Source organism: Paraburkholderia sp. GAS42 (assembly GCF_050436565.1).
Lineage (GTDB): Bacteria > Pseudomonadota > Gammaproteobacteria > Burkholderiales > Burkholderiaceae > Paraburkholderia.
In genome coordinates, this window is record NZ_JBNDML010000004.1 from 435,657 (window position 1) to 459,258 (window position 23,602).

The window sequence follows — 23,602 nt, forward strand, 5'->3', positions numbered from 1 at the left end:
CTTCAATCAATCGATGCCGCGCGCGCCCGCGCCTCTCGACAACGCGCTTGCTTTCATCGAGTCGCACTTCGATCAGGCCGTGAGTCTTGCGCAACTTGCGGACATGTCGGCGTTGAGCGTGTCGCGTTTTGCGACTGTGTTCCGGCAGCAGTTTGGGTTGTCGCCGTACAAGTATCTGTGCGGCGTGCGCGTGCGGCGCGCGCAGACGCTGTTGCTCGCGGGCATGCCTGGATCGGTGGTGGCGGCGGAAGTGGGCTTTTTCGACCAGAGTCATCTGGCGCGGCACTTCAAGCGCTTTTGCGGCATGACGCCGAGTACTTTCCTGCAAAGCGCGCGCGCAATCAAGGCCGCGTAAGGTTCAACCAAGCACGAGACCTGACTGCTTCAGCGCCGCGCGCAATCCAAGGTCTGGATACGTGCGATCGACGATGCGCATATCGTTGCGCATTTCTTCGATCAGCCAGTCGCAGACTTCGGTGACGATCGGCCGCGCCGGCCGGCTCACGGGCCATACGAGACAGCAGCGGCGGCTCGTCGTGATCAATTCGGCCTCGGCGGGCATCAGTGCGGCTTGCGCCAGCCAGTGCGACACCACGTTGAGCCAGCCAAGCGCGATGCCCTGACCGAGCAGCGCAGCCTGCACGACGATTGCGTAATCGTTGAAGCTCAGCATGCCGGCGACGTGCCGCCCGTGTCCGGCAAACGCCGCGAAGCGGTCGTGCCAGCCGCGCTCTTCGTCGTCCATCACGATCACCGTGTCGCCGTGTTCGCGATGCGCATCGGTTTGCGACATCTCGTGATAACGCTGATTGCACACCGGCAACAGCGTTTCCGGCATCACGAACACGCTGTTCTCGTCGATCTCGTCTTCTCGCAGAAAACGCATGCCCAGATCGACGTCGACGAGCGGCCCGCCAATGCGCCCGGAAATCAGCTGAAAACGCAGATCGATGGACGGAAACGCCTGATTCAAACGGCTCATGCGCGGCATCAGCCAATGCGTCGTAAAGCCCGTCGACACCGACAGCGTGACCGATTCCACGCCCGTCGAGCGTGCCTCGATTTCGCGGATCGCACTTTCGATGCCGCTAAAGCCTTCCGAAATCTTCCGATACAGGATCTTGCCGTTTTCGGTCAGTTCGATGCCGCCGCGCACGCGCTCGAACAACCGCACGCCGATATGGTCCTCCATGCGCGCGAGCATGCGGCTCACAGCGGGCTGGCTGACATACAGTTCCTGTGCGGCGCGCGTGAAGTTGCCGCAGCGCGCGGCTGCCTCGAACACGAACAGCGCGTTGGCGCTGGGCAGTTTCTTGCGAAGGTTTGGCATGACCTGATGTTATGCCCGATCCAACAATTTGGGAATTGCCGCCAAAAACATCGCGACTTATATTTTCTTCAATGCAGGCTTTCTAGCGAGACAGACGTCATGGATGCACGAGCGAAAACGGGAGTTTCCATCCGGTCGGCAGTGAAGCGCTACGGTCCGGTGGTCGCGCTGGACGACGTCTCACTCGATATCGCGCCGGGCGAATTCGTGTCGTTGCTGGGACCGTCGGGTTCAGGCAAGACGACGCTGCTCGGCATTCTCGGCGGCTTCGTTCAGCCGAGTTCGGGCACGGTCTGGGTCGGCGAACGCGACATTACATTTGCGCCGCCGCACAAGCGCAACATCGGCATCGTGTTTCAGAACTACGCGCTCTTTCCGCATATGACGGTCGGCGAGAACGTCGCCTTTGCGCTGCGCGCGCGGCGCGAGCCGAAAGCGGGCTGGGCGAAAAAAGTCGCCGATGCACTTGCGATGGTCGAATTGAGCGGCTACGAAGGGCGCGGCATCAGCCAGCTTTCGGGTGGTCAGCGCCAGCGTGTCGCGCTTGCGCGCGCAATGGTGTTCGAGCCGCAACTCATTTTGATGGACGAGCCGCTCTCCGCGCTCGACAAGCAGTTGCGCGAAACCATGCAGATCGAATTGCGCCGCCTGCATCGCAAGCTGGGCGCGACGATCGTCTATGTCACGCACGATCAACGCGAGGCGCTCACGATGAGCGACCGCGTCGCGGTGCTGAAGAACGGCAAGCTCGTGCAGATCGATACGCCGGAGCGTCTATATGACCGGCCGTGCGATGCGTTTGTCGCGAGCTTTATCGGCGAAGCGACGCTGCTCGGCGTGAGCCGCGCGGGCGACGATGCCGTCAGGCTCGGCGAAACCGTGCTGCGCACTGCGCATCCGCTGCCGCGCGGCGACAGGTTGCTGCTCGCCGTGCAGACCGAAAAGCTCGTGATCGACGGCAACGATGCGCACGCGAACGCGAATCGCCTGTCGTGCCGCGTCACTGAAGTGCTGTACCAGGGCGAAAGCCTGCGCGTGTTCGCGACGCTTGCCGACGGGACGGCCATCAGCTTGAGACAACCTGGCAATTACGAAGCGCGCAAGCGCATTCCCGAACCGGGCGCGCAGATGATGGTCGCGCTCGATCCGCTCGACACCATCGTTGTGCCCGCCTGATTTCACTCGCCGCCCGCGTACGGGCAATTCCGCTTTCGGATTTCACGCAACTGCAAAGGATGAAGCAATGAAGCTCACCGATTTCAAGGTCCTGACGTTCGATGTCGTCGGCACGCTGATCAACTTCGAAAAGGGCGTGCTCGCGTCCGTGCGACGCCTGGGCGGCGCGGCGGCGAAAGACCTGACCGACGAACAGATTTTCGAACCGTACATGCGCGGCCGCGCGGCCTGGCCGGGCCGTTCGAGCCATGAAATGGCAAACGTATATCTGTCGCTCGCAAAAGAACTGGGTTTGCCCGACGACGCGCAATCGGCCGCTGCATTTCAGCGCGACGTGCTCGAATGGCCCGCGTTCGAAGACTCGGTGGCGGCGCTCAAGCGCCTGCGCAAGCACTATCGGCTGGTGGCGATGACGAATGCGGACCGCGTTGCGTTGTCGGCGTATGCGCATACGCTCGGCGATCCGTTCGACGATACCGTCTGTTGCGATGAAACCGGCGTCGCGAAACCCGATCCGCAATTCTTCGCCTACAACCGTGGTCGTCAGGCGGCGTTCGGCTTCAAGTTCGGTGAGATTCTGCATACGGCGCAAAGCCAGTATCACGATATCGGCATCGCGACGAAGCTCGGTTATGCAACGTGCTGGATCGAGCGCCGCCAGGGCCTGAAGGGTTTCGGCGCGACGCCGGTGCCCGAAGCGGTAACCGCGCCGACGTTCAAATTCGCGACGCTCGCCGCGCTTGCGGACGCCGTCGAAGCCGAAGCACGCGCGGCCTGATCATGCTCGCCCCGACCACACCGTTGCGCCCGCAACCCGATTCGCTCTGGCGGGCGATGGCCGCCAGAGCGCCCGTGACACACGCGCCCGTCAGCACGGGCACGCCGCTCAATCGCGATCTGATCGTCGACGTGGCGGTGATCGGCGCGGGTTATTCAGGGCTGGCGGCGGCGTATGCGTTGCAAAAGCGCGGCGTCGATTGCGCGGTGTTCGACGCGAACCCGGTGGGTTGGGGCGCAAGCGGCCGCAATGGCGGCGTGGTGTCGTCGAAGTTCAGGCTGTCGTTTCCGACGATCGAACGCATGCATGGTCTCGACACCGCGCGGCGCATGCATCGTCTCGCGCATGATGGCGTGCGTGTGGTCGAATCGCTCATCGACGAATTCAAGCTGGAGCGCGCGCAGTTCGAGCATACGGGCAGCCTGCGCTGCGCGCATACCGGGCACGCGTTCGCCGCGATTCGCGCTGAGGCCGACTGGGTGCGCACGGCGCTCGGCGACACGTCGATGACGGTGCAATCGCGTGAAGAAGTGACGCACGAGACGGGATCGACGGGATTTGTCGGCGGCGTGTTGAGCGCGGACGCGGGCACGATCTTGCCGCTCGAATATGTGCGCGGCCTCGCACGCGGACTCACGGCGCGGCATGTGCCGATCTACGAATCGACGCCGATCGTCGAGATGACGCGCGCGCGAACCGGCCCGGGCGTCACGCTGCGCACGCCTGGCGGCACGGTGCGCGCGAAGCAGGTGATCGTCGCGACGAATGCGTATTCCGGGCTGACTTCCGCGACCGCGCCGTATCAGCGCGAACTCGTGCCGTTTCGCAGCGCGATGATCGCGACCGGGCGGCTGTCGCCGGAACTCGATGCGAAACTGATGCCGCAGCGGCGCAGCTATACGGAAACGCGCCGCATGATGAAGTGGTTTCGCAAGGTCGACGGACGCATGTTATTTGGCGGCCGCGATGCGTTCGGCAAGGAAGGCGAGGACACCGGCTTCGATGCGTTGCAGCGCGCAATGGTCGCGCTCTTTCCCGATCTGGCGAGCGTGCGTGTCGAGTATCGCTGGTCGGGTTATGTCGGCATGACTTTCAATGCGTTGCCGCATGTCGGGCGCAGTGACGACACGACGACCTTTTGTCTAGGGTATAACGGTGCAGGTATCGCGATGGCGAGCCTGCTCGGCCAGCATGCCGCCGCGCTTGCGCTCGGCGAGACGCCTGAGCTTGCGCTGCTCGCGCAGCAGGGCTTGCGGCCGGTGCCGTTTCATTCGCTGCGCGCGCCGGGCGTTCGGCTCGTCGCTGCGTGGTATCAGTTTCTCGACGCCGTAGGTGCATGATGACGACAGCCAAACGGATTCTCGAAGGACACGCGTTGATGCCGGCTTCCACAATCGATCCGTCGGTGCGTCATCAGCAGCGCGAAGATCGCGCGATGCTGCTGTTGCTCGCGCCGGCGCTGTTCGTGATCGTCGTGTTGCTGGTGGTGCCCCTTGCGTGGCTGTCGTGGCAGTCGATCTGGCACGACGGCGGCTTCACGCTCGCGAACTACCAGCGCATGTTCACCGGCACGTATCTCGACACGTTTCTGCTGACGTTCAAACTGAGCTTCATCGTGACGGCGATCACGCTGCTGCTCGGCTATCCGGTTGCGTATTTCGCGACGTCGCTGCCGCCGAAGCTGAGCGCGCTGATTCTCGGCATGGTGATTCTGCCGTTCTGGACGAGCGTGCTCGTGCGAACTTACGCGTGGCTCGTGTTGCTGCAACGCACGGGGCTCGTCAACAAGGCGCTGATGGCGAGCGGGCTGATCGATCATCCCATACAGCTCGCCTATAACCAGTTCGGCACGATCATCGCGATGGTGCATATCCTGCTGCCGTTCATGGTACTGCCGCTCTATTCGGCGATGCAGAAGATTCCGTCGAACCTGTCGCAAGCGGGCGCGAGTCTTGGCGGCTCGCCGCTGCATGTGTTCTGGCGCGTGTTTTTGCCACTGTCGATGAGCGGCGTCGTCGCGGGCGTCACGCTCGTCTTCATTCTGTGCCTCGGCTTTTACATCACGCCTGAGTTGATGGGCGGCGGCAAGTCGATCATGGTGTCGATGGTCGTGAGCCGCAACGTTGAGATCTATAACAGCTGGGGCGCGGCGAGTGCAGTGAGCGTCGTGCTGCTGATCTGCGTGTTCGCGATCTTCTACGCCGCGAGCCGCGTGATTCCACTTGAAAAGACGCTGGGCGCGAAATGAACAGGATCTCATTCGGAAGAATCGTTCTTGGCGCGGGGGTCGTGCTGATCCTCGTCTTTCTGATGCTGCCGATTCTGATTGTCGTGCCGCTGTCGTTCTCCGATACGCGTTTCATGACGTTCCCGCCGCCCGCGTATTCGCTGCGCTGGTATCACGCGTTCTTCGATAACCCCGCGTGGATCGACGCCGCCCGCACGACGCTGATCGCGTCGGTCAGCGCCGCAATCATCGCGACGCCGCTCGGCATCGCCGCCGCTTACGCGTTGCAGCACGGCACGCACTGGATCATGCGTTATCTGCGGACCTTGCTGATGCTGCCCTTGATGGTGCCGATCATCATCGTCGCGGTGGGCGTGTTCTTCGTGTATTCGCAGGCGGGTTATGTGAACACGCTCGGCGGGCTGATCGTCGCCGATACGATGCTCGGTTTGCCCTACGTGCTGATTTCGGTCGGTGCGGATCTGCGCACGTTCGATCGCTCGCAGGAGATGGTCGCGCGCAGTCTCGGCATGAACCGCTTCCGCAGTTTCCTGACCGTGACGCTGCCGCAGATCAAGGCGAGCGTCATCTCGGGCGCGGTGTTCGTGTTCATTCAGGCGCTGGATGAAACGGTTGTCGCGCTCTTCATTTCGGGCGGATCGAATCAGACGCTGACACGGCGCATGTTCGTCACGTTGCGCGACGAAATCGATCCGACCATCGCCGCCATCAGCACGATGCTGACGGCGCTCACGCTGTGTCTGGTGATGATCGTCGTCGTGAGCCGGCGTTCGTCGATGGCGCGCGCCTGATTCCATTCGAACGGAAAACCGCATGAACCATGCATTGAAGTTTTATATCGACGGCGCGTGGGTCGAGCCGTCCGGCGACGCGCGTCTGCCCGTGATCGATCCATGCACGGAAGAAGCCTTCGCGGAAATCGCGCTCGGCAACGAGCAGGACGTCAACCGCGCGGTCGCGGCTGCAAAGCGCGCGTTCGTCACGTTCTCGCAGACCACGCCCGCCGAACGTCTCGCATTGATTCGCCGCATTCTCGCTGTGTATCTCGAACGCTACGACGAGATGGCCGCGACGATCTCACGCGAGATCGGCGCGCCGAAAGCGCTGTCGCACGCGTGGCAGGCCGGGCTCGGCAAGCGGCATCTGGAAGAACTGCTGCGCACCTGCGAGACGTTCGCGTGGCAGCGCAAGAAAGGCACGACGCTGATCAATCACGAAGCGGTCGGCGTCGTCGCGCTCATCACGCCGTGGAACTGGCCGATCAACCAGATCGTGTGCAAGGTCGCGCCCGCCATCGCAGCGGGTTGCACGATGGTGCTCAAGCCGAGCGAAGTGTCGCCGCTCAACGCCGTGCTGTTCGCCGGGATTCTCGACGCCGCGGGCGTGCCGCGAGGCGTGTTCAATCTCGTGAACGGCGACGGGCCGACCGTCGGCGCGGCGCTGTGCCGTCATCCCGATGTGGACATGGTGTCGTTCACCGGTTCGACGCGCGCGGGCATCGAGATCGCGACGCTCGCCGCGCCGACCGTGAAGCGCGTGCATCAGGAACTGGGCGGCAAGTCGGCGAACATTCTGCTCGACGACGTGGACTTCGAGACCGCCGTCACGGCGGGAGTCAATTCGTGTTTCGGCAATAGCGGCCAGTCGTGCAATGCGCCGACGCGTATGCTCGTGCCCGCGTCGCGTCATGACGAAGCGGTCGAAATCGCGCGGCGCGCGGCGCAGGCGCAGCGTGTCGGTTCCGCCGACGACGCGCGCACGACGATGGGCCCTGTCGTCAGCGAAATCCAGTTCGAGCGTGTGCAGCGGCTGATCGCGGTCGGCATCGACGAAGGCGCGCAAGTCGTGGCGGGCGGCACCGGTCGCCCCGAAGGTTTGACGCGCGGCTATTACGTGCGGCCGACTGTATTCGCGAACGTGAAGCCTTCGATGAGCATCGCCCGCGAAGAAATTTTCGGACCGGTGCTCGCGATCATGCCGTATCGCGACGAAGCAGACGCCATCGCCATCGCCAACGACACGCCGTTCGGCCTCGCCGCCTACGTGCAATCTGCCGATGCCGCGCGGGCACGACGTGTCGCGTTCCAGTTGCGCGCGGGCAGTGTATACGTGAACTATCCGTCGTGGGACGCGGGCGCGCCGTTTGGCGGCTACAAGCAGTCGGGCAATGGCCGCGAATATGGCGAATGGGGCCTCGAAGCGTTTCTCGAAGTGAAGGGCATCGTCGGCTACGGCGACTGACGCGCTTCGCCGCGCAACAGATCGGCGATCCGCTCCGCGAGCATGATCGTCGGTATATTGGTGTTCGCGCACGGAATGGACGGCATCAGCGACGCGTCGCAGACGTGCAACCGTTCGACCCCGTAGACCGCGCCGCGCGCATCGGTCACGGCGAGCGGATCGTCGGCCGCGCCCATCTTGCAGGTGCCCGACGGATGCCACGTGCCGCCCACCGAGCGCGTGACGAATTGCGTCAGCGCGTGATCGTCGCCTAGCAGTTGCTGCAACGACACGCCTTCTGTGACGACGCGCCGGATCAGCCAGCCGCGCAACGGACCGGCGATGTCGAGCAATGCACTCAACGCGCCGCGCTGCACCGCGTTCCGTGCGCCGGGCACGGCGATGGCGGCGACGCGCGGCGAATAGCTCGATGGAAAGGGTGCGTCGCGATACGAGGCCATCGACGCATCGGCGAGCGTGTCGGCGCCGAAGCGCAGCGCGAGCTTCAGGCGCTCCAGATCGCGCGCGTCGGACAGCATGTCGAAATCGACGTCGGGTTCATCGAATGCGCTGGTCGACTTCAGTTTCAGCCGTCCGCGCGAGTACGACTTGTTGATCCAGAAGAAAATCGTTCCGAGCCGATATCCGACCGAATGCCAGCCGGAACGCGACAGGATCGCGCCGTGCATATCGCCGCTGGCGGTGCCGGGCAAGCCCGAAGAAAAGCGCACGACAGCCTGTTCGTGATGCTCGTCGGGAAACAGCGCGCGTGCGCTGCGCGGCAGAAACGCAGACACGGCAATCGACGGATGTTCCATCAGATTGCGGCCCACGCCTTCACGACGCGCGCGGACTTCGATGCCTAACGCGGTGAGATCGTCGGCGGGGCCGATGCCGCTTCTTAGCAGCAACGCGGGGCTATGAATCGCGCCCGCGCACGCGATCACATGTTCAGCGCGCAGTTCAACGTGCTGGCCGTCGCGATCGATCATGCGTGCGCCAACCGCGCGCTTGCCTTCGAACAGAATGCGTTCGACCATGCAGTCAGTGCGGATCGTCAGATTGGCCCGGGCGCGCACGTTATCGTCGAGATAGCAGACGGAAGTGGGAATGCGTTCGCCGGCCGCGCTCACGCCAATCGCGCCGACGAACGTACCGTCTTCCCACGGACCATTTTGATCCGCGTGTCGCGCATGGCCGCGCTTGTCGAGCGTATCGAGCACCGCGCGCACGAACGGCGAAATGTGCGCCCACGCGGTGCGCTGAATGCGCAGTGGCCCGCTTTTGCCGTGCAATTCGCCGTCGAAATCGCAATCCGTTTCGAGCTTGCGAAAGTACGGCAGACACGCTTGCCAGTTCCAGCCATGCGCGCCGAGTTGTTCCCACTCGTCGTAATCGGCGGGCGCGCCGCGATTGGCCATCAGCGCGTTGATCGCCGAGCCGCCGCCGAGAAGCCGCGCCTGTTCATAGCGACGCGTCGCTGCAGGCGCGCTCATGCGCGCCTTGAGTTGCTGCCAGATGTTCGTCGTGTCGAGGTACGCACGGCCCGGATAGCGGCTGCGAATCGCCGCAGGCATCGTGCGTTGCGAAATGTCGCGGCCCGCCTCGACGAGGCACACCGTCTTGCCGGCATCTTCGGACAGACGCGCTGCGAGCACGCAGCCGGCTGATCCGCCGCCGAGAATCAGATAGTCGATCACGTTGGATAAGCGAAGGCGAAGGCGTTTCGTTTACACGTTCGTTTGAACGCCGTGAATGCATCGAGTCCTCGCGTGCGAAACGAAAGCGCCCGCGAAGAACGGAGTTCGTGCGGGCGCTGCGAGAGACGCGCGACGTTACTGCATGGTCACTGCATGAACTTCAGCCAGCGTGCTTTGGCCTGAATGCCGGCGTCGGATGCCCACCAGTCTTCGGACATCAGTGCCTGTTTCGCGGCATTTTCCGGCGAGCTCGGCAATTCGCTCGCACGCTTCGGCGTGATCTTGCCGGTCTTGAACGCGGCGGGATTGCCCGGACCGTAGTCGATATAAAGCGGCAGATTGGCCTGCAACTCAGGCGACACCGCTGCGTTGACGAACTTGATCGCGTCGGGAAGATTCGGCGCATTCTTCAGCACACAAAGCTGCGTGTTTTGCAGAATGCCGTCGTTGAACGTGAAGTCGACATCGGGATCGTCCTTGCGCACGGCGCTCGCGCGGCCGTTCCAGATCATCGTCATGTCCACTTCGCCGTCGTGCAGCAACTGCGCCGACTGGCCGCCCGACGTCCACCACACGGTAATGTCCGGCTTGATCTGCTGTAGCTTCTTGAACGCGCGATCGACGTCGAGCGGATAGAGCTTGTCGCGCGCCACGCCGTCGGCGAGCAGCGCGGCTTCGAGCACGGTCTGCGGATCGTTGCGCAGCGCGCGGGTGCCGGGGAACGCCTTCACGTTCCAGAAGTCGGCCCAGCTTTGCGGTACTTTCTTCAACGTCTTCTTGTTGTAGCCAATGACAGTCGAATAGAACTCGTAGGCAACCGAATAAGGCGTGCGATATTTTTCCGGCATCGATGCTGCATTCGGAATCTTCGTGAAGTCGAGCTTTTCGAGCAGACCTTCGCGGCCGCCGCGCAGACAGTTCGACGTAGGCGTATCCACGACGTCCCAGATCGGTTTGCCCGTTGCCCCTTGCGCCTTGATCTGCGGCCACGCATCAGGAATGCTGTCCTGATTGACGGCGATGCCGAGTTCCTTTGCGGCGGGATCGAGGATTGCCTTGGTCTGCGCTTCCTGATACGTGCCGCCTTGCGAGACGAAAGTGATTTTTCCTGCTGCGAGAGCCGGCGCCACGCTGGCGAAGCTCGCCGCGAGCGTTATGGCAATCGAACCCAACCTCGGCATTTTGATCACGGCTTTCCTCGACACGGTTGAACGGAAGACATCTTCCAGGTCATGCTGTTGCACCTTCAGCTTGCCGCCGAAGCAAAACAGCGCGGGGTTGATACAAAATATAGTGAGTCAATTCAGGCGGAGCAACGCCGGAATTGTTTGAGTGGTCATGACATGGTGTTATGTCTGACGTTCTCGCCGGCAGTCAATTCGAATGTGACCTGATTGCTCTTTCGAAAGTTGGCCTAAAAGATCACGTAGACCTTGCGCATTGTTTCTTCGACTTCCCACAAGCCTTCCGTGTGAGCCTCGAAGAACAGCGTGTCACCGCCTGTGAAGTGGACGGCGTCTTCGCCATCGGGTGTGAAGCGTCCGCGCCCGCTCAGGAAGTGCATGACTTCTGCCTGTTTGACCGAGCGACGATACGTGCCGGGCGTGCATTCGAACACGCCCGTGTCGATTGATTCGCTGCCCCGTATCACCTTTTGCACGCCTGATACCTTGATCTCCGGTGTGCCCGGAAGACCGGCCGTGCCCCAGTCTTCGAGTCCCTGCAATGCGATGCCTTGTTTGATCTGTTGAACTTTCATGGTGCCCGTTTGAAGAAAGATAGGCCGGTTACGCGAGACGCCCGGCGATGGCCTTGCCGACGTCCGCCGTGTTCGCCTTGCCGCCCAGATCGCCCGTATGCGGTCCTTCCTTCAATACCGCTTCGATTGCCGCGAGAATCGCGTCGTGCGCTTCGCGCTCCTTGCCTTGGCCCTTGCCGAGAAAGTCGAGCATCATCGCCGCCGACCAGACCATCGCGATCGGATTGGCGATGCCTTTGCCCGCGATATCGGGCGCCGAACCGTGCACCGGCTCGAACAGCGACGGGAACGCACCCTCGGGATTCAGGTTGCCCGACGGCGCAATGCCGATCGTGCCCGTGCACGCGGGGCCGAGATCCGAAAGAATGTCGCCGAACAGGTTCGTCGCGACCACCACATCGAAGCGGTCCGGATTGAGTACGAAACGCGCGCAGAGGATGTCGATATGCTGTTTGTCCCACGTGATATCCGGATACAGCGCGGCGACTTCGGCCGCGCGCGCGTCCCACCAGGGCATGCTGATCGAGATACCGTTGCTCTTCGTCGCGACGGTGACTTTCTTCTCGCGGCGCCGCGCGAGATCGAACGCGAACTTCAGCACCCGCTCGGAACCCTTGCGCGTGAAGATCGATTGCTGCATCACGAATTCGCGGTCGGTGCCTTCGAACATCGTGCCGCCCACCGACGAGTATTCGCCCTCGGTGTTTTCGCGCACGATCATGAAATCGATGTCGCCGGCCTTGCGGTTCGCGAGCGGCGACGGCACGCCCTCGAACAGCCGGGCCGGGCGCAGATTGATGTACTGGTCGAACTCGCGGCGGAATTTCAAGAGCGAGCCCCAGAGCGAAATATGGTCGGGCACGGTCTGCGGCCAGCCGACCGCGCCGAACAGGATCGCATCGCAATCCTGCAGTTGCGCCTTCCAGTCGTCCGGCATCATCTGGCCGTGGGCGGCATGGTAATCGCAGCTCGCCCACTCGATATGCCGGTATTCGAGCGGAATGTCGAAGCGTTTGCTGACGGCGTCGAGCGCGCGCAGCCCTTCGGGCATCACCTCCTTGCCAATGCCGTCGCCGGGAATCACGGCGATGCGATACGTTTTGCGGGTCATGCGAGGCCTCCTGTCGGGGTCGTTCAACGGGAACAGGTGCACAGTTTATTCGTGCTGCTTCGATTTAGAATGGGCGTTTCAGTTAAGTCAATCTGCACGGATCGTGAACAAAACGCCCAACCTTGATGATCTGAGAGTATTTTGCACCGTCGCGCGCAAATTGAGCTTCAGCGCGGCCGCGGAGGCGCTGGAGGTGTCCGCGGCGTATGTGAGCAAGCGCGTCAACCTGCTCGAAGCCGATCTGGGCACGCGCCTCTTTCATCGCTCGACGCGCCGCGTGGCGGTCACCGAAGCCGGCGAGCGTGTGTACATGTGGGCTGAAAAAATCCTCGACGATATGGATCAGCTCGTCGAGGACATCTCAACGACGCGGCGCGTGCCGCGCGGCACGCTGCGCATTTCGAGCAGTTTCGGTTTCGGCCGGCACGTGGTGGCGCCTGCGGTCGCGCGGTTCAGCGCGCGCTATCCGCAACTCGGCGTGCGGCTCGACCTGTTCGACCGGATCGTCGATGTGGCGGGTGAGGGCTTCGATCTCGACATCCGCATCGGCGATGACATCGCGTCGCAACTCATTGCCCGGCGGCTCGCGGAGAATCATCGGGTGCTCTGCGCGTCGCCTGCTTACCTTGCGCAGCACGGCACGCCGCGCCAGCTTGCCGACCTCCCGGCGCACGCGTGCCTCGTGATCAAGGAGCGCGATCATCCTTTCGGTGTGTGGCGTTTGACGGTGCGCGGCGAGACCGTGTCGATCAAGGTTCGCGGTCCGCTGTCGACCAATCATGGCGAAGTGGCGGTCCAATGGGCGCTGGCGGGGCGAGGCATCGTCTTGCGTTCGTTGTGGGACGTGCGGCCGCTGCTGGAAAGCGGCGCGCTGGTCCAGGTGCTGCCCGACGCCACACAGCCCGCGAACGTGTGGGCGGTTTATCCGGCGCGGGTTGCGTCGTCGGCGAAAGTGCGGGTCTGCGTGGACTTTCTTGCTGAGGAATTCGCGCGGTGGCCCGACCTCACGGCAGGCGACGCGCAGCAGTAACGGCGGGGCGCTAACTGCGTGCGCCGCGACTGCTCACTGATGGTTCTGTGAGAACAGCGACTCGAGCGGGTAGTGCGCTTTCACGAACGGCGACTTGATGATCACGTAGCTGAAGTATTTCTCGATGCCGATGTTGCGATCGAGCAGGCCTTCGACGATGCTCTGATAGTGGCTGACGCCCCGCGTGACGAACTTCAGCAGATAGTCGTAGCCGCCACTCGCGAGGTGGCACTCGACAATCTCGTCGACGTCCTTGACCGCCGCGACGAACTTGATGAAGTCCTCGCGCCGGTGATCGGCGAGCGTGACTTCAGTAAACACCACCTGCACATCACCCAGCTTTTCGAGCTGGATCTGGGCGCCGTATCCGAGGATGTAGCCCGCTTTCTCCAGCCGCTTCACGCGAATCAGGCACGGGCTGGGCGATAGGCCGACCGCGTCGGCGAGCTCGACGTTGGTGATACGGCCTTTCTTTTGCAGCTGGGACAATATCCGCAGATCAATGCGGTCAAGCTTGCAGTCGGTGCTCATCGTCGCGGGTTCGGTCCGGCTTGTCGAGGGTGGCGTTTGATCTTAACATGCGGAAAATTGCGGGCGGCCGGGCGATGCGTGCGCCGTCAATAGCCTTGCCTGCGATCGATCTGTCCGATCATCGGCAGACCTGCGCGATGGCGGCGAATGTTGTCGAGCACGACATCGACCGCCGTGTCGGGGCGCGTCGCACTCGCGATGTGCGGCGTGATGCGCACACGCGGATGCGTCCAGAGCGGATGCGCGGCCGGCAGCGGTTCGGGATCGGTGACGTCGAGTATCGCGTTGCGCAGGCGGCCGCCCGCAAGTGCGTTGAGCAGATCGTCCTGATCCAGATGCGGCCCGCGCCCCACATTGATCAGCGAGGCGCCTGCCGGTAGCGCATCGAAAGTCGTCTTGTTGAGCAGGCCGCGCGTCGCAGGCGTGAGCGGCAACAGGCAGACGAGGATATCGGTGCGCGCGAGAAACGCATCGAGCGTATCGGCGCCCGCGTAACATTCGATCCCGTCGAGCGTATGCGGCGAGCGGCTCCAGCCGGCACACGCGAAACCGAACAGGCGCAGCCGTTCGAGCACGGCGGTGCCCAGCACACCGAGCCCGAGTACACCGATGCGCCGCGTCGCGGCCGGCCGCACGGGCAGTTCGCGCCAGACGCACGCGCTCTGCTGCGCGGCGTAGTCGAACAGATCGCGGTGGATCGTGAGGACAGCCTGCGTCACATACTCGACCATCCCCTCGACAATACCCGGCTCGATCATCCGCACCACCGGCACATGAGCGGGCACGCCGGACAGATCGAACTGGTCGATGCCCGCGCCCACCGAGAACACGACTTCGAGATTCGGTAGCGCGGCATTGGGGTTTTCTGGCGGCTGCCACGCGGCGAGATAGCGGACCGATGCCGCGTCGCCGACATCGGGCCAGAGGCGAAACGGAATGTCCGGCGCCTTTTGCGCGAAGAGTCGCGCCCATTGTTCGCCGCGGGCGGGGTCTGCCTTGTAGAGGAAACTCATGGTGCCGCCTAGCCGAGAGCCTGGTTGATGATGCCGAACTCGCGTGTTTGTGGATCGGCGGTGAGCACGCCGTTGCGGACCATTTTGACCACCGTGTCGACGCGCGGCAGGCCGATTTCCTCGAGCCACGATGAGAGGCCGCCACCGTCTGGCGTGTCGATGCGAGTGAACGCGCCGGTATTTTTCGCGAGCCAGTAGCTGATCAGCGCTTTGGCACGGGCTGCTGCGCTTTCGGGCGTGTCGAGCGTGACCACGGGGCCGATGGCATGGCCGCGTCCGAAGGGGCGAAACAGCGCAAAGCCGACGAGCGCGCCGTCGCGTTCGAGTGCGACGCCTTCGGCGATCTCGAGCAACGCGGGCAACACTGCGCTGCGGTCGAGGCCACCCGCACGTGAGGCCAGTTCCGCCAGGCGCGGCGTGTCGTCTGGCGTGACCGGACGCAGCGTTTCGTTCGGCGGAAGGTCAATTGCGGGTGCCTGAAACGCTGCACTTTGATGCTGATGCAGCGTGCCGATTTTCTCGAAGCCGAGCTTCTCATAGAGCGGCTGGCCGGCAGGCGTCGCGTGCAGCAGCGTCACGCGCCGGCCGAGCGCTTCGAGCAATAACTCCATCAGCTTGCGGCCGATCCCGCGGCCCTGCTGCGCCGGGGAGACGATCACCATCCCCAGCGACGCGGTCTCACTGCCGTACTTCCAGCACAAGGCCGTGCCCAGCACGCCGCTCGCGTCCTCGGCGACAAAGCCCTCGCCGATGTCCGATACGAAGTCCCAGTCTTCCGCGCGATGTGGCCAGCGGACTTCCGTCGACAGCCGGTACGCCGCTGCGACGTCGCGGGTTTCGAACGGGCGGTAGGTGATGGGGTGATGCGGGTACGAGTCGGACACGCTGCGCTCCTTGCCGGATGTGCTTTTGCTGAAGTGCTTGCTGTGTACTGTCGCATCGGGAAGCCGGTTCAGGCTAGGACGATCCTTTTGCCGTTCACGCTCTCCCACGGGCATACATCGGCATTCAGAATTTCCTGACGGCAAATTCAGCAGACCGGCGGCGCATTTTCCGGGCTTCCTTACTGTATGGCGCTGTCGGTCTGCCTAGGATGGGCTATCGGATCATCTTTTTCGGCGGGCCCGTTATGACCGCTCATCCAGCACAGTACGAAGATACGGTCGAACAGATCAACAGCGCGTGTCAGCGCCTGTTCGACACGTGGTGCGAAAGCAGAAGCGTCATACCGCTCGGCTACCTGTTGCACTGCTGGCCGTTGCCGAATGGCGGACCCGTGTCCGTGCGGCGGCTGGCGGACGGGTTGCGCGAACTGAGCAGGGCGCATCCCGGCGCGCTGGGCGGCAGCGCCTGGCCGATATTCTGCGAACTGACTTTGTGCATCGATGAGATTCTGCTCTATCCCGGGATACGTTTGCATAAGGCCGCGTACGATTAGCCGCCTCGCGCACGATCCCGGGACCCCGTCGGCGCGGGTGAGAAAATTCCTCAGATCAATGGGGCACACGCGTCCGGCGCGAGCACTGCTGTCGCCACGGGGAACCTGAAGGGCGCTGACTGGCCGGAGCGCTAATCGCCAAACGGCCACTCTGCCAGTGCGGCGGGCGGCGTGCATGCCCCCCCGCTTCGGCAACGAGTGCAGAATAGACGAAACAAGAGCCGGAGCACTCGCGGGGATGTATGGCAAACAACATGTTCGACGCATGGTGGAGTTCGTTCAGCCGCTTTCGGAGTAGCGTCGTGTTGCGGCTTCTCGCGACGGTGCTGCTCTTCAGCTGCGCGGTCACGCTGCTGCTGACCGGGTCACAGCTTTACCGCCACTACCACCTGGGCGTGGAGCAGATTGAAAATCGCCTCGCGGACGTTGACCGCAGCAATCGCGACAGTCTCGCAGAAGCGCTCTGGCGGCTCGATAACGCGCAACTACAACTGGAACTGAACGGCATCCTGCGTCTTGCCGACATACGTTTCGCGGAAATCCGCGAGACGGGGAAGGCCGGCGAATCCGCCTACCTGAGCGCCGGTCAGCGCTCCGCAGGTCCGGTCATCGCCCGCGAGTTTCCGCTCGTGTACCGTGTGCAGGGCAAGGACCGGGAGATCGGCAGGCTCTACGTCGAGGCGACGCTCGCCGATCTTTACCACGAGTCGATGCGAACCGCCGTGGTCATTCTGGTGACTCAGGCCGTCAACACCTTTCTCGTCTCGCTTTTTACCATCCACATCCTGTCGCGCCTCGTGATGCGTCATGTGGCCGCCATCGCGCGCATGGTTGGACGCTACGATTTCCGTGAGGCGCCCCGGCCGTTCAGGCTTCAGCGACGCCAGCCGCGTGAGCCGGACGAACTCGACTGTGTGGTGACCGCATTCAATGCGATGGGCGCGCGGCTGCATTGTGCCTATCTCGACGAACGGGACGCAGCGGCCGAGCGCGAAGCGCGCGATCTGGCCGAAGCCGCAAACCGGGCCAAGAGCGAATTCCTCGCGAACATGAGTCATGAACTACGCACGCCGCTGAACGGCATTCTTGGCTATGCGCAGATCCTGGGCCGCGACGCTACACTGAACGAGCTGCAACGCGAACGTGTAGCGGTCATCCACCGCAGTGGCGAACATCTGCTGACCTTGATCGAAGACACGCTCGATTTCGCGAGGATCGAGGCGGGCAAGCTGCGCGTCGAGATTTGCGACGTGCCGCTCGCGGGGCTCGTCGATGTGATTCGGGAAATTATCGGTGTCAAGGCGGAGCAGAAGCACCTCGACTTCACCTGTGAAATCACGCAGGACGCGCCCACCGGCGTGCGTGCCGATGAGCGGCGGTTGCGGCAGGTGTTGCTCAACCTGCTTGCAAACGCCGTGAAGTTCACCGATTTCGGCTGCGTCAGCCTGCGTATCTCGAAGTCTCCGTCGAACCGGGTCCGCTTCGAAGTGCGCGACACGGGCACTGGTATCGGTCCCGATCAGCTGGAGACGATCTTCGAGCCGTTCGAACAGCTGGGCCTGCCCGAGCGGCGCGCCGGTGGCGCCGGCCTCGGGCTTGCCATCAGCCGCGAGTTCGTGCGCGCGATGGGGGGCGAGATCGACGTCGAAAGTCATGTCGGGCAGGGCAGCGTGTTCTGGTTCGAACTGGCGCCAGCGAGCGTTTGGCCGGTGCCGCGCACGACGATAGTCTCTGCGCCGCTGCCGCATGCGGCGACGGGCTACGAGGGAGCGCGCAGGAAGGTGTTGATCGTCGACGACGTCGACGTAAACCGCGCGCTCGCGGTGGATCTGCTGGGCCGTCTCGGCTTCGACACCGTCGAAGCAGAAAACGGCCGCGAGGGGCTTGAGAAGGCGCAGCGCGAGCGACCGGATCTGATTCTCACCGACATCGTGATGCCCGAAATGAACGGGCTCGATCTGACGCGCAACCTGCGTCAATTGCCGGACTTCGCGCACGTTCCGATCATTGCGATGTCCGCCAGCCCTTCAGGAACCGACAAGGCGATGAGCGTTGCCGCTGGCGTGAACGCATTCTTCTCCAAGCCGGTCGACTTCGAGGCAATGCTGACGCAGATCGCCACGCTGCTCGGACTGCAGTGGGTCTATGCGCCGTCGCCGCTGTCCACGCGCGCTGACATGTCCGCCGTGGGCTCACTGGCCGTGCCGCAGCAGCAGATGGACGAACTCCATCGCCTCGCCCGCCTTGGCGACATGCACGAAATCATCGTGTGGGCCGAGCGCATGGCGGCGCGTGATTCGCGCTATCGCCCGTTCATGGCGCAGCTCTGCGCGCTCGCCCGCGACTACCAGTCGAAAGCGATCCTCCAGCTGGTTGAACGATATTTGAGTTGCGAGCCAGGACCATGAGCGACCCGATCGCAAATACCGGTGAACGGCCGACCATCCTCATCGCCGATGACACGCCGGCGAATTTCGGCGTGGTCGTCGATAGCCTGATGGACCGTGGCTTTCGGGTACTCGTTGCGCTCGATGGCGCGGAGGCGCTCGAACGCGCGCTGTTCTCCCAGCCCGATCTCATTCTGCTCGACGTGAAGATGCCCGGTATCGATGGCTTCGAGACGTGCAGGCGGCTCAAGGCGGATGAGCGCACGCGTGATATCGCGGTGATTTTCATGACCTCGTTGACGGGCAGCGAAGACATGATCGAGGGTTTTTCGGCCGGCGGCGTCGATTACGTGACCAAGCCGGTGCGGGTCAACGAAATGATGGCCCGGATCGAGACCCATCTGGCGCTGCGCGGAATGCACCGGCAGCTCGTCGCGCAGAACCGCCAGCTGCTGAGCGAAGTCGCGGAACGCCAGCAGGCCGAGGCTGCATTGTCGCGCGCGCGTGACGAACTCGAACAGCGGGTCGATCAGCGCACGAAGCAGCTTGCGGAGTCGAACGCGAGACTTTCCGCGCAGGTCGACGAGCGCCGTCGGGCCGAAGCGAAACTGCAGTCGAGCGAAGCGCGCTTTCGCACCATCGTCGAGACGAGCCCCATCCCGCTATGCATCACGTCGATGCCCGAAGGCATTATCCTGTATGCGAACGGACCGCTGCGCGAACTGTTCGGGCTCGATGCGCGCGAGGCTACGCTGACCAACATCGTCGATTTCTATGTGGATGCCACTGACCGCGACCGGTTAGTGTCTCATCTGCGCAGGGAGGGGAGCTTCAACAACAGCGAAGTCCACATGCGGCGGGCCGACGGCACGCCGTTCTGGGCCATGGCCACCGCGCGCGTGGCGACGTACGGCGACGCCCCCGCGATCTACGTCGGCCTGAACGACATCACGGCGCGCAAGCGTATCGAACAGGAGCTGTTCGAATCCCGCGAGCAGTTGCGCGAATTGTCTGCGTACATGGAGGCGATTCGCGAGGAGGAGCGCAAGCGCATCGCGATGGAAATTCACGACGAGCTCGGCCAGTTGCTGACGGCCTTGAAGATGGACGTTTCGCTGCTGAAGATGCGCCTTGGCGGCGACCCCGACGCGAAACGGAAGACGGACGACATGCGCGAACTCGTCGAGAAAACGATCTGGATGGTCCGCAATGTCGCGAACCATCTCCGGCCGGCGGCGCTGAACTTTGGGGTCGTTTCGGCGCTGGAGTGGCTGGTCGAGGACTTTGGCCGGCGCAATAGCATTCCGTGCCAGTTGCACATCAATGGAGGCGAGCCGGTTCTGCCAGATGCCTATGCCACAGCTGTATTCCGCATCGTTCAGGCCTCGCTGACCAATGTTGGGCGTCATGCCGATGCGACGCGGGTCGACGTGACGCTGACCAGCACCGCGGCGACGATCGACCTTCACGTGAGCGACGACGGTCGCGGCTTTGATCCGGCGATGGCGCATACAGGCTACTCGTATGGCCTGCTCGGCATGCAGGAACGCGCCCGCCTGATCGGTGGGGCGATGACGATCGACAGTGCGCCTGGCATGGGCACCGCCATTTCCATTCACATTCCGCTTGCAGGCGGGGCCGAAAAAAATGATCAACATCCTGATAGCTGACGATCACGCGATTGTGCGCGGCGGCCTGAAACAGATCATCGCGACGACAACCGACATCGTCGTCGCGGCCGAGGCGGCGCAGGGCTCGGAAGTGCTCGACCGGCTGCGCACAGGACAGTTCGATCTCATGCTGCTGGACATGACGATGCCCGGGATCAGCGGGGTCGATCTGATCCGCCGCGTGCGTGCCGAGCAGCCCCGCCTGCCCGTGCTGGTGCTGAGCATCCACAACGAGGCGCAGGTCGTCTCGCGCGCGCTGCGAGCCGGCGCGATGGGCTATGTGACGAAGGACAGCGATCCGGACGTTCTGCTCGCCGCGATCCGCAAGCTGGCCGGCGGAGGGCGCTTCATCGATCCGAAGCTGGTCGATGCGATGGTCTTCGAGACCCATTCCGGCGACGCACCGCCGCACGAGGTTCTGTCCGACCGCGAATTCCAGGTATTGCGCATGCTGGCGGCCGGCAAGAGCATCAACGACATTGCCGATTCATGTTCGCTCAGCGCCAAGACGATCAGCACCCATAAGATGCGTCTCATGCAGAAACTCGGCCTCAGTAACAATGCGGAACTGATCCGATATGCGATCAGGCACGGTCTGGTGGCCGAATGACGGGGCCTTTAGGGAAATCCTTAAGCGTGAACCAGCGTTTCCCGAATCCACAATCCGCCGCTGCCGACTGAAAAATCCCCGGCGTTACCCCACGATGGCCCTATGGGAACGAGGAGTACGAGGGGGCAGACGTGGTTACGACGAAAAGCTCACTACGCGGGCTGCGCGAAAAACTGCGGGCGACGGCAGGCGCGCTGCCAGTCCGCGTGCTCTCGCTGCATGGTTCGCGGGACGGTCTGACCTGCCGCGTATGCGTCGAAATCAGACGACCCGCCGGTCCGCTCGTGCTGTTTTTCTTCCGGCACGACGATGGTACCTGGCACGTGTTTCCGCCAGCGGGCAACGTGTGCAGGATGAGCTTCGAACCGCTCGTTGCGTGACATGACGATTCCGTCCAGGGGAGATCATGATGACCGCGGACAACGCTGGGAGAGTCTCGAAGCACGAGACAGAATTGCGTGCGTGGATGAGTGCGTGGTACGACCACGCGTTCGCGATCGGCTTCATCAGGCCGCCTTTCGTACTCGATCACGCGACCGCGGTGAGGCTCGAAGGCTATTTCAACGTAGGACTGACGCCTGAGGACGGCGTCAACGCAATGTTTGGTGCAGTGCACTGACCTGCCGACGGGCAACGTAGCGCCCGCTGTGCCAGCGGGATAGTACGGTTTGCCAGCATGCGTAGCGCGTGGCACGATGAAAGACTGACCAGGTGGAAGCCTGTGCGGACGTGCGCCGATCCGGGCGCATCGTTCCCGTGTCGAGAAGTCATCCGTCTATGCATCGCAGGCGCTTTGTGCTGGCTGCGCTGGGTGCGGCAGGCGTCACGCTCTGCGCGCACGCCGCCCCGGCAGGACACTTCGATATCGTCTACCCGCGCATTCGCGTTGGCGGCGATGTGCATGCTGCGTATGCGCTCGCTGTCCTCGATCTGGCGATGAAAGCGGCGAATGCCTCCTATTCGGTGCAGCAGGCCGAGATTGTCATGGAGCGAGGCCGCGCGCTGGCCGAACTGGCGCGCGGCAACAATACGATCAATCTGCACTGGACGAGCATGGAGGCGCGAGCCGAGCGCGGCTTGAACGTGGTCCGGATTCCGATACATCGCGGGCTGATTGGCTACCGCGTGTTCGTCATACGAAAGGACCGGCAAACGGATTTCGACAGGATTGAGCGCTTTTCCGATCTGCAGGCGTTCACGGGTGGTCAGGGGCTCGGGTGGATCGATACCGATATCCTGAAAGCAGCCGGTCTGAATGTTCAGACTTCGACTTACGAGACGATGTTCGAGATGACCCAGAGTGGTCGGGTCGACTATTTTCCGCGAGGCGTTGTCGAAGCGTTTGCCGAACTCGAGGGGCGCCGACACCGGGAGCCCGACCTCGTGGTCGAGAACCGGCTGCTGCTGAAGTATCGATCCGATTTCATTTTCTATGTCGCGACGGGCCACGAAGAACTGGCAGGTACGATCGAGAGGGGGCTCGTCGCAGCGTATCGCGACGGATCCTACATGAGACTGTTCAACACCCATCCCTACATTCAGGACGGGCTGGTACGCACGAAGCCCGCATCCCGGAAGACCTTTCAGCTCGACAACCCCTATCTCTCCGAAGCGGACCGCAGCATTCCAGACGAGTACTGGATGAGCTGACGCTGTCCTGTACCCTTTGCATGGACCGTCTGCGTGCAGTTGCGGGCGGAATCTGTCCGGAGACGCCGTCGATGCGTCGCTCATCCGGACCGGACGTTTCGTTCCCACAGGTCGCTGTTTGCAGCATCGAAGTCGCTTCTGTCGACAGTGCTTTCCTTGTCGATCCATCGCCGCGCCCATTCCAGCGCGTGCTGCTGTGCAGCCTCGCGGCTCGTGAAGCTGGGGCCGATAAGGCCCGAGCGTGCGACCCGCTGTGCGTCCCGCACGATCTCGGCCCATCCGCGGAACCGGGCGCTCGCCACCCGGTCGGCGGAAATGTAGATGATGTAGCCGCGCGGATCGGATTCGCGTTTGCCTTCCCACGCGAGGCCCGTGCACGGTGAGGCAGGCGGATGAACGGATTGTGGGGCGTTCATCGGGGCGCGGGATTCGAGACGGTCAGGCACGGCACGCGAAGAATCCGGAAGCTGCCGGACAATTTCAATGAACGTATCCGGCGTATGGGGTCGCTGCGGCGTGTCATGCGGTGCCTGCCACGACGCCTGGCTTTTCCAGAGCACCTGGCGCAGGCCTTCATCCCGAGGTCGGCCGCCAATGCGTTGTGGCGGGACATTGCGGTGTTCCAGCAAACCGTCGGGCCCGCAAACGAACGTGCGTCCGGTGTTCGAAAGAAGCCTGTGCATTTCCGCGAGGGCGCCGGTCGAACGCCATGCTTCGAAGCGCCACCTGCACGTCGGCACCGACGGATAGATCCCCGGCAACCTGGACCAGGGCTCGCCGGTCGTCAGTATCCACAGCACGGCATTCGCTACGAGGCGAACCTGCGCGCGTGGGCGGCCGCGCCGCCCATGAGCGATGACTGCATCTGACAGGACAGGCGCCAGCAGCAGCCATTCGTCGTCATTGATTTCGGTGATACGCACGGTGTTCTCCCCGTCGCCGGATGATTCG

Annotated in this window: 24 protein-coding genes; 15 read left to right on the plus strand and 9 right to left on the minus strand. The window is 63.1% G+C overall.

What is annotated here, in order from left to right:
• Positions 1–13 precede the first annotated feature (13 nt).
• Positions 14–355, plus strand: a complete 342-nt coding sequence (locus tag P3T16_RS09295) for a helix-turn-helix domain-containing protein (RefSeq protein ID WP_429342061.1) — start codon at positions 14–16, stop codon at positions 353–355.
• Between the two features lie 3 nt (positions 356–358).
• Here the strand turns inward: P3T16_RS09295 and P3T16_RS09300 are convergent, their stop codons facing one another.
• Complete coding sequence (locus P3T16_RS09300) at positions 359–1,330, minus strand: LysR family transcriptional regulator (protein ID WP_429258607.1); 972 nt, start codon at positions 1,328–1,330, stop codon at positions 359–361.
• A 99-nt stretch (positions 1,331–1,429) separates the two neighbouring features.
• On the opposite strand from P3T16_RS09300, the gene P3T16_RS09305 reads away from it, so the two are divergent.
• The 6 genes from P3T16_RS09305 (at position 1,430) to P3T16_RS09330 (ending at position 7,773) form a co-directional block, all read left to right on the plus strand.
• A complete protein-coding gene (locus P3T16_RS09305; RefSeq protein ID WP_429342021.1) occupies positions 1,430–2,506 on the plus strand; it encodes an ABC transporter ATP-binding protein in 1,077 nt (358 codons plus the stop codon).
• Between the two features lie 67 nt (positions 2,507–2,573).
• A complete protein-coding gene (locus P3T16_RS09310; RefSeq protein ID WP_429258609.1) occupies positions 2,574–3,284 on the plus strand; it encodes an HAD-IA family hydrolase in 711 nt (236 codons plus the stop codon).
• Positions 3,285–3,286: 2 nt separating this feature from the next.
• A complete protein-coding gene (locus P3T16_RS09315; RefSeq protein WP_429258610.1) occupies positions 3,287–4,624 on the plus strand; it encodes an NAD(P)/FAD-dependent oxidoreductase in 1,338 nt (445 codons plus the stop codon).
• Complete coding sequence (locus P3T16_RS09320; RefSeq protein WP_429342022.1) at positions 4,621–5,532, plus strand: ABC transporter permease; 912 nt, start codon at positions 4,621–4,623, stop codon at positions 5,530–5,532. The genes P3T16_RS09315 and P3T16_RS09320 overlap by 4 nt, the downstream gene beginning before the upstream one ends.
• Positions 5,529–6,323, plus strand: a complete 795-nt coding sequence (locus P3T16_RS09325) for an ABC transporter permease (protein WP_429258612.1) — start codon at positions 5,529–5,531, stop codon at positions 6,321–6,323. Before P3T16_RS09320 ends, P3T16_RS09325 begins: the two co-directional genes overlap by 4 nt.
• Before the next feature lie 22 nt (positions 6,324–6,345).
• Entirely contained in the window at positions 6,346–7,773 is a 1,428-nt protein-coding gene (locus tag P3T16_RS09330) for an aldehyde dehydrogenase family protein (RefSeq protein ID WP_429342023.1), read from the plus strand.
• On the opposite strand, the gene P3T16_RS09335 is transcribed toward P3T16_RS09330, so the two are convergent.
• The 4 genes from P3T16_RS09335 to P3T16_RS09350 all read right to left on the minus strand — a co-directional run bounded on the left by P3T16_RS09335 (position 7,761) and on the right by P3T16_RS09350 (position 12,322).
• On the minus strand, positions 7,761–9,452 hold the full coding sequence (locus P3T16_RS09335) for a GMC family oxidoreductase (RefSeq protein WP_429342024.1): 1,692 nt from the start codon (positions 9,450–9,452) through the stop codon (positions 7,761–7,763). The genes P3T16_RS09330 and P3T16_RS09335 overlap by 13 nt on opposite strands.
• Before the next feature lie 146 nt (positions 9,453–9,598).
• A complete protein-coding gene (locus tag P3T16_RS09340; protein ID WP_429258666.1) occupies positions 9,599–10,633 on the minus strand; it encodes an ABC transporter substrate-binding protein in 1,035 nt (344 codons plus the stop codon).
• Between the two features lie 233 nt (positions 10,634–10,866).
• Positions 10,867–11,211, minus strand: coding sequence for a cupin domain-containing protein (locus P3T16_RS09345; RefSeq protein ID WP_429258615.1), 345 nt, complete (start codon positions 11,209–11,211; stop codon positions 10,867–10,869).
• 28 nt (positions 11,212–11,239) lie between these two features.
• The gene (locus P3T16_RS09350) at positions 11,240–12,322 is read right to left on the minus strand and encodes a tartrate dehydrogenase (protein ID WP_429342025.1); all 1,083 of its coding nucleotides are present in this window, start codon (positions 12,320–12,322) and stop codon (positions 11,240–11,242) included.
• Positions 12,323–12,425: 103 nt separating this feature from the next.
• On the opposite strand from P3T16_RS09350, the gene P3T16_RS09355 reads away from it, so the two are divergent.
• Positions 12,426–13,352: a LysR substrate-binding domain-containing protein gene (locus P3T16_RS09355; RefSeq protein ID WP_429342026.1), complete on the plus strand. Its 927-nt coding sequence runs from the start codon at positions 12,426–12,428 to the stop codon at positions 13,350–13,352.
• A 33-nt stretch (positions 13,353–13,385) separates the two neighbouring features.
• Here P3T16_RS09355 and P3T16_RS09360 read toward each other — a convergent pair whose 3' ends face one another.
• The 3 genes from P3T16_RS09360 to P3T16_RS09370 all read right to left on the minus strand — a co-directional run bounded on the left by P3T16_RS09360 (position 13,386) and on the right by P3T16_RS09370 (position 15,780).
• The gene (locus tag P3T16_RS09360; RefSeq protein ID WP_429258618.1) at positions 13,386–13,883 is read right to left on the minus strand and encodes an Lrp/AsnC family transcriptional regulator; all 498 of its coding nucleotides are present in this window, start codon (positions 13,881–13,883) and stop codon (positions 13,386–13,388) included.
• Positions 13,884–13,969: 86 nt separating this feature from the next.
• Positions 13,970–14,896 carry a 2-hydroxyacid dehydrogenase gene (locus P3T16_RS09365; RefSeq protein ID WP_429342027.1) on the minus strand — a complete coding sequence of 309 codons (927 nt, stop codon included), beginning with the start codon at positions 14,894–14,896 and terminating at the stop codon, positions 13,970–13,972.
• Between the two features lie 8 nt (positions 14,897–14,904).
• On the minus strand, positions 14,905–15,780 hold the full coding sequence (locus P3T16_RS09370; RefSeq protein ID WP_429342028.1) for a GNAT family N-acetyltransferase: 876 nt from the start codon (positions 15,778–15,780) through the stop codon (positions 14,905–14,907).
• A 245-nt stretch (positions 15,781–16,025) separates the two neighbouring features.
• Between P3T16_RS09370 and P3T16_RS09375 the strand changes: the two genes are divergently transcribed.
• From P3T16_RS09375 to P3T16_RS09405, 7 genes are all read left to right on the plus strand, one after another.
• Positions 16,026–16,334: a hypothetical protein gene (locus P3T16_RS09375; RefSeq protein ID WP_429342029.1), complete on the plus strand. Its 309-nt coding sequence runs from the start codon at positions 16,026–16,028 to the stop codon at positions 16,332–16,334.
• Between the two features lie 242 nt (positions 16,335–16,576).
• Positions 16,577–18,742 (plus strand): ATP-binding protein, encoded by a 2,166-nt coding sequence (locus tag P3T16_RS09380; RefSeq protein WP_429342030.1) that lies wholly within the window; start codon positions 16,577–16,579, stop codon positions 18,740–18,742.
• Positions 18,739–20,391, plus strand: coding sequence for a response regulator (locus P3T16_RS09385; RefSeq protein WP_429342031.1), 1,653 nt, complete (start codon positions 18,739–18,741; stop codon positions 20,389–20,391). Before P3T16_RS09380 ends, P3T16_RS09385 begins: the two co-directional genes overlap by 4 nt.
• Positions 20,369–21,001, plus strand: a complete 633-nt coding sequence (locus P3T16_RS09390; RefSeq protein WP_429258624.1) for a response regulator — start codon at positions 20,369–20,371, stop codon at positions 20,999–21,001. The genes P3T16_RS09385 and P3T16_RS09390 overlap by 23 nt, the downstream gene beginning before the upstream one ends.
• Before the next feature lie 131 nt (positions 21,002–21,132).
• A complete protein-coding gene (locus P3T16_RS09395; RefSeq protein ID WP_429258625.1) occupies positions 21,133–21,381 on the plus strand; it encodes a hypothetical protein in 249 nt (82 codons plus the stop codon).
• Between the two features lie 29 nt (positions 21,382–21,410).
• Positions 21,411–21,620 carry a hypothetical protein gene (locus tag P3T16_RS09400; protein ID WP_429342062.1) on the plus strand — a complete coding sequence of 70 codons (210 nt, stop codon included), beginning with the start codon at positions 21,411–21,413 and terminating at the stop codon, positions 21,618–21,620.
• A gap of 158 nt (positions 21,621–21,778) precedes the next feature.
• Positions 21,779–22,651 carry a hypothetical protein gene (locus P3T16_RS09405; protein ID WP_429342032.1) on the plus strand — a complete coding sequence of 291 codons (873 nt, stop codon included), beginning with the start codon at positions 21,779–21,781 and terminating at the stop codon, positions 22,649–22,651.
• Positions 22,652–22,731: 80 nt separating this feature from the next.
• Here the strand turns inward: P3T16_RS09405 and P3T16_RS09410 are convergent, their stop codons facing one another.
• On the minus strand, positions 22,732–23,574 hold the full coding sequence (locus P3T16_RS09410; protein WP_429342033.1) for a transposase: 843 nt from the start codon (positions 23,572–23,574) through the stop codon (positions 22,732–22,734).
• Positions 23,575–23,602: the final 28 nt, after the last annotated feature.

Bases quoted from the DNA above. Each gene is read 5' to 3' on its own strand.
- P3T16_RS09295 (WP_429342061.1), top strand. From the start codon at position 14: ATGCCGCGCGCGCCCGCGCCTCTCGACAACGCGCTTGCTTTCATCGAG.
- P3T16_RS09310 (WP_429258609.1), top strand. From the start codon at position 2,574: ATGAAGCTCACCGATTTCAAGGTCCTGACGTTCGATGTCGTCGGCACG.
- P3T16_RS09400 (WP_429342062.1), top strand. From the start codon at position 21,411: ATGACCGCGGACAACGCTGGGAGAGTCTCGAAGCACGAGACAGAATTG.
- P3T16_RS09350 (WP_429342025.1), bottom strand. From the start codon at position 12,322: ATGACCCGCAAAACGTATCGCATCGCCGTGATTCCCGGCGACGGCATT.
- P3T16_RS09360 (WP_429258618.1), bottom strand. From the start codon at position 13,883: ATGAGCACCGACTGCAAGCTTGACCGCATTGATCTGCGGATATTGTCC.
- P3T16_RS09405 (WP_429342032.1), top strand. From the start codon at position 21,779: ATGCATCGCAGGCGCTTTGTGCTGGCTGCGCTGGGTGCGGCAGGCGTC.
- P3T16_RS09365 (WP_429342027.1), bottom strand. From the start codon at position 14,896: ATGAGTTTCCTCTACAAGGCAGACCCCGCCCGCGGCGAACAATGGGCG.
- P3T16_RS09325 (WP_429258612.1), top strand. From the start codon at position 5,529: ATGAACAGGATCTCATTCGGAAGAATCGTTCTTGGCGCGGGGGTCGTG.
- P3T16_RS09380 (WP_429342030.1), top strand. From the start codon at position 16,577: ATGGCAAACAACATGTTCGACGCATGGTGGAGTTCGTTCAGCCGCTTT.
- P3T16_RS09320 (WP_429342022.1), top strand. From the start codon at position 4,621: ATGATGACGACAGCCAAACGGATTCTCGAAGGACACGCGTTGATGCCG.
- P3T16_RS09375 (WP_429342029.1), top strand. From the start codon at position 16,026: ATGACCGCTCATCCAGCACAGTACGAAGATACGGTCGAACAGATCAAC.
- P3T16_RS09385 (WP_429342031.1), top strand. From the start codon at position 18,739: ATGAGCGACCCGATCGCAAATACCGGTGAACGGCCGACCATCCTCATC.
- P3T16_RS09330 (WP_429342023.1), top strand. From the start codon at position 6,346: ATGAACCATGCATTGAAGTTTTATATCGACGGCGCGTGGGTCGAGCCG.
- P3T16_RS09315 (WP_429258610.1), top strand. From the start codon at position 3,287: ATGCTCGCCCCGACCACACCGTTGCGCCCGCAACCCGATTCGCTCTGG.
- P3T16_RS09345 (WP_429258615.1), bottom strand. From the start codon at position 11,211: ATGAAAGTTCAACAGATCAAACAAGGCATCGCATTGCAGGGACTCGAA.
- P3T16_RS09300 (WP_429258607.1), bottom strand. From the start codon at position 1,330: ATGCCAAACCTTCGCAAGAAACTGCCCAGCGCCAACGCGCTGTTCGTG.
- P3T16_RS09340 (WP_429258666.1), bottom strand. From the start codon at position 10,633: ATGCCGAGGTTGGGTTCGATTGCCATAACGCTCGCGGCGAGCTTCGCC.
- P3T16_RS09390 (WP_429258624.1), top strand. From the start codon at position 20,369: ATGATCAACATCCTGATAGCTGACGATCACGCGATTGTGCGCGGCGGC.
- P3T16_RS09305 (WP_429342021.1), top strand. From the start codon at position 1,430: ATGGATGCACGAGCGAAAACGGGAGTTTCCATCCGGTCGGCAGTGAAG.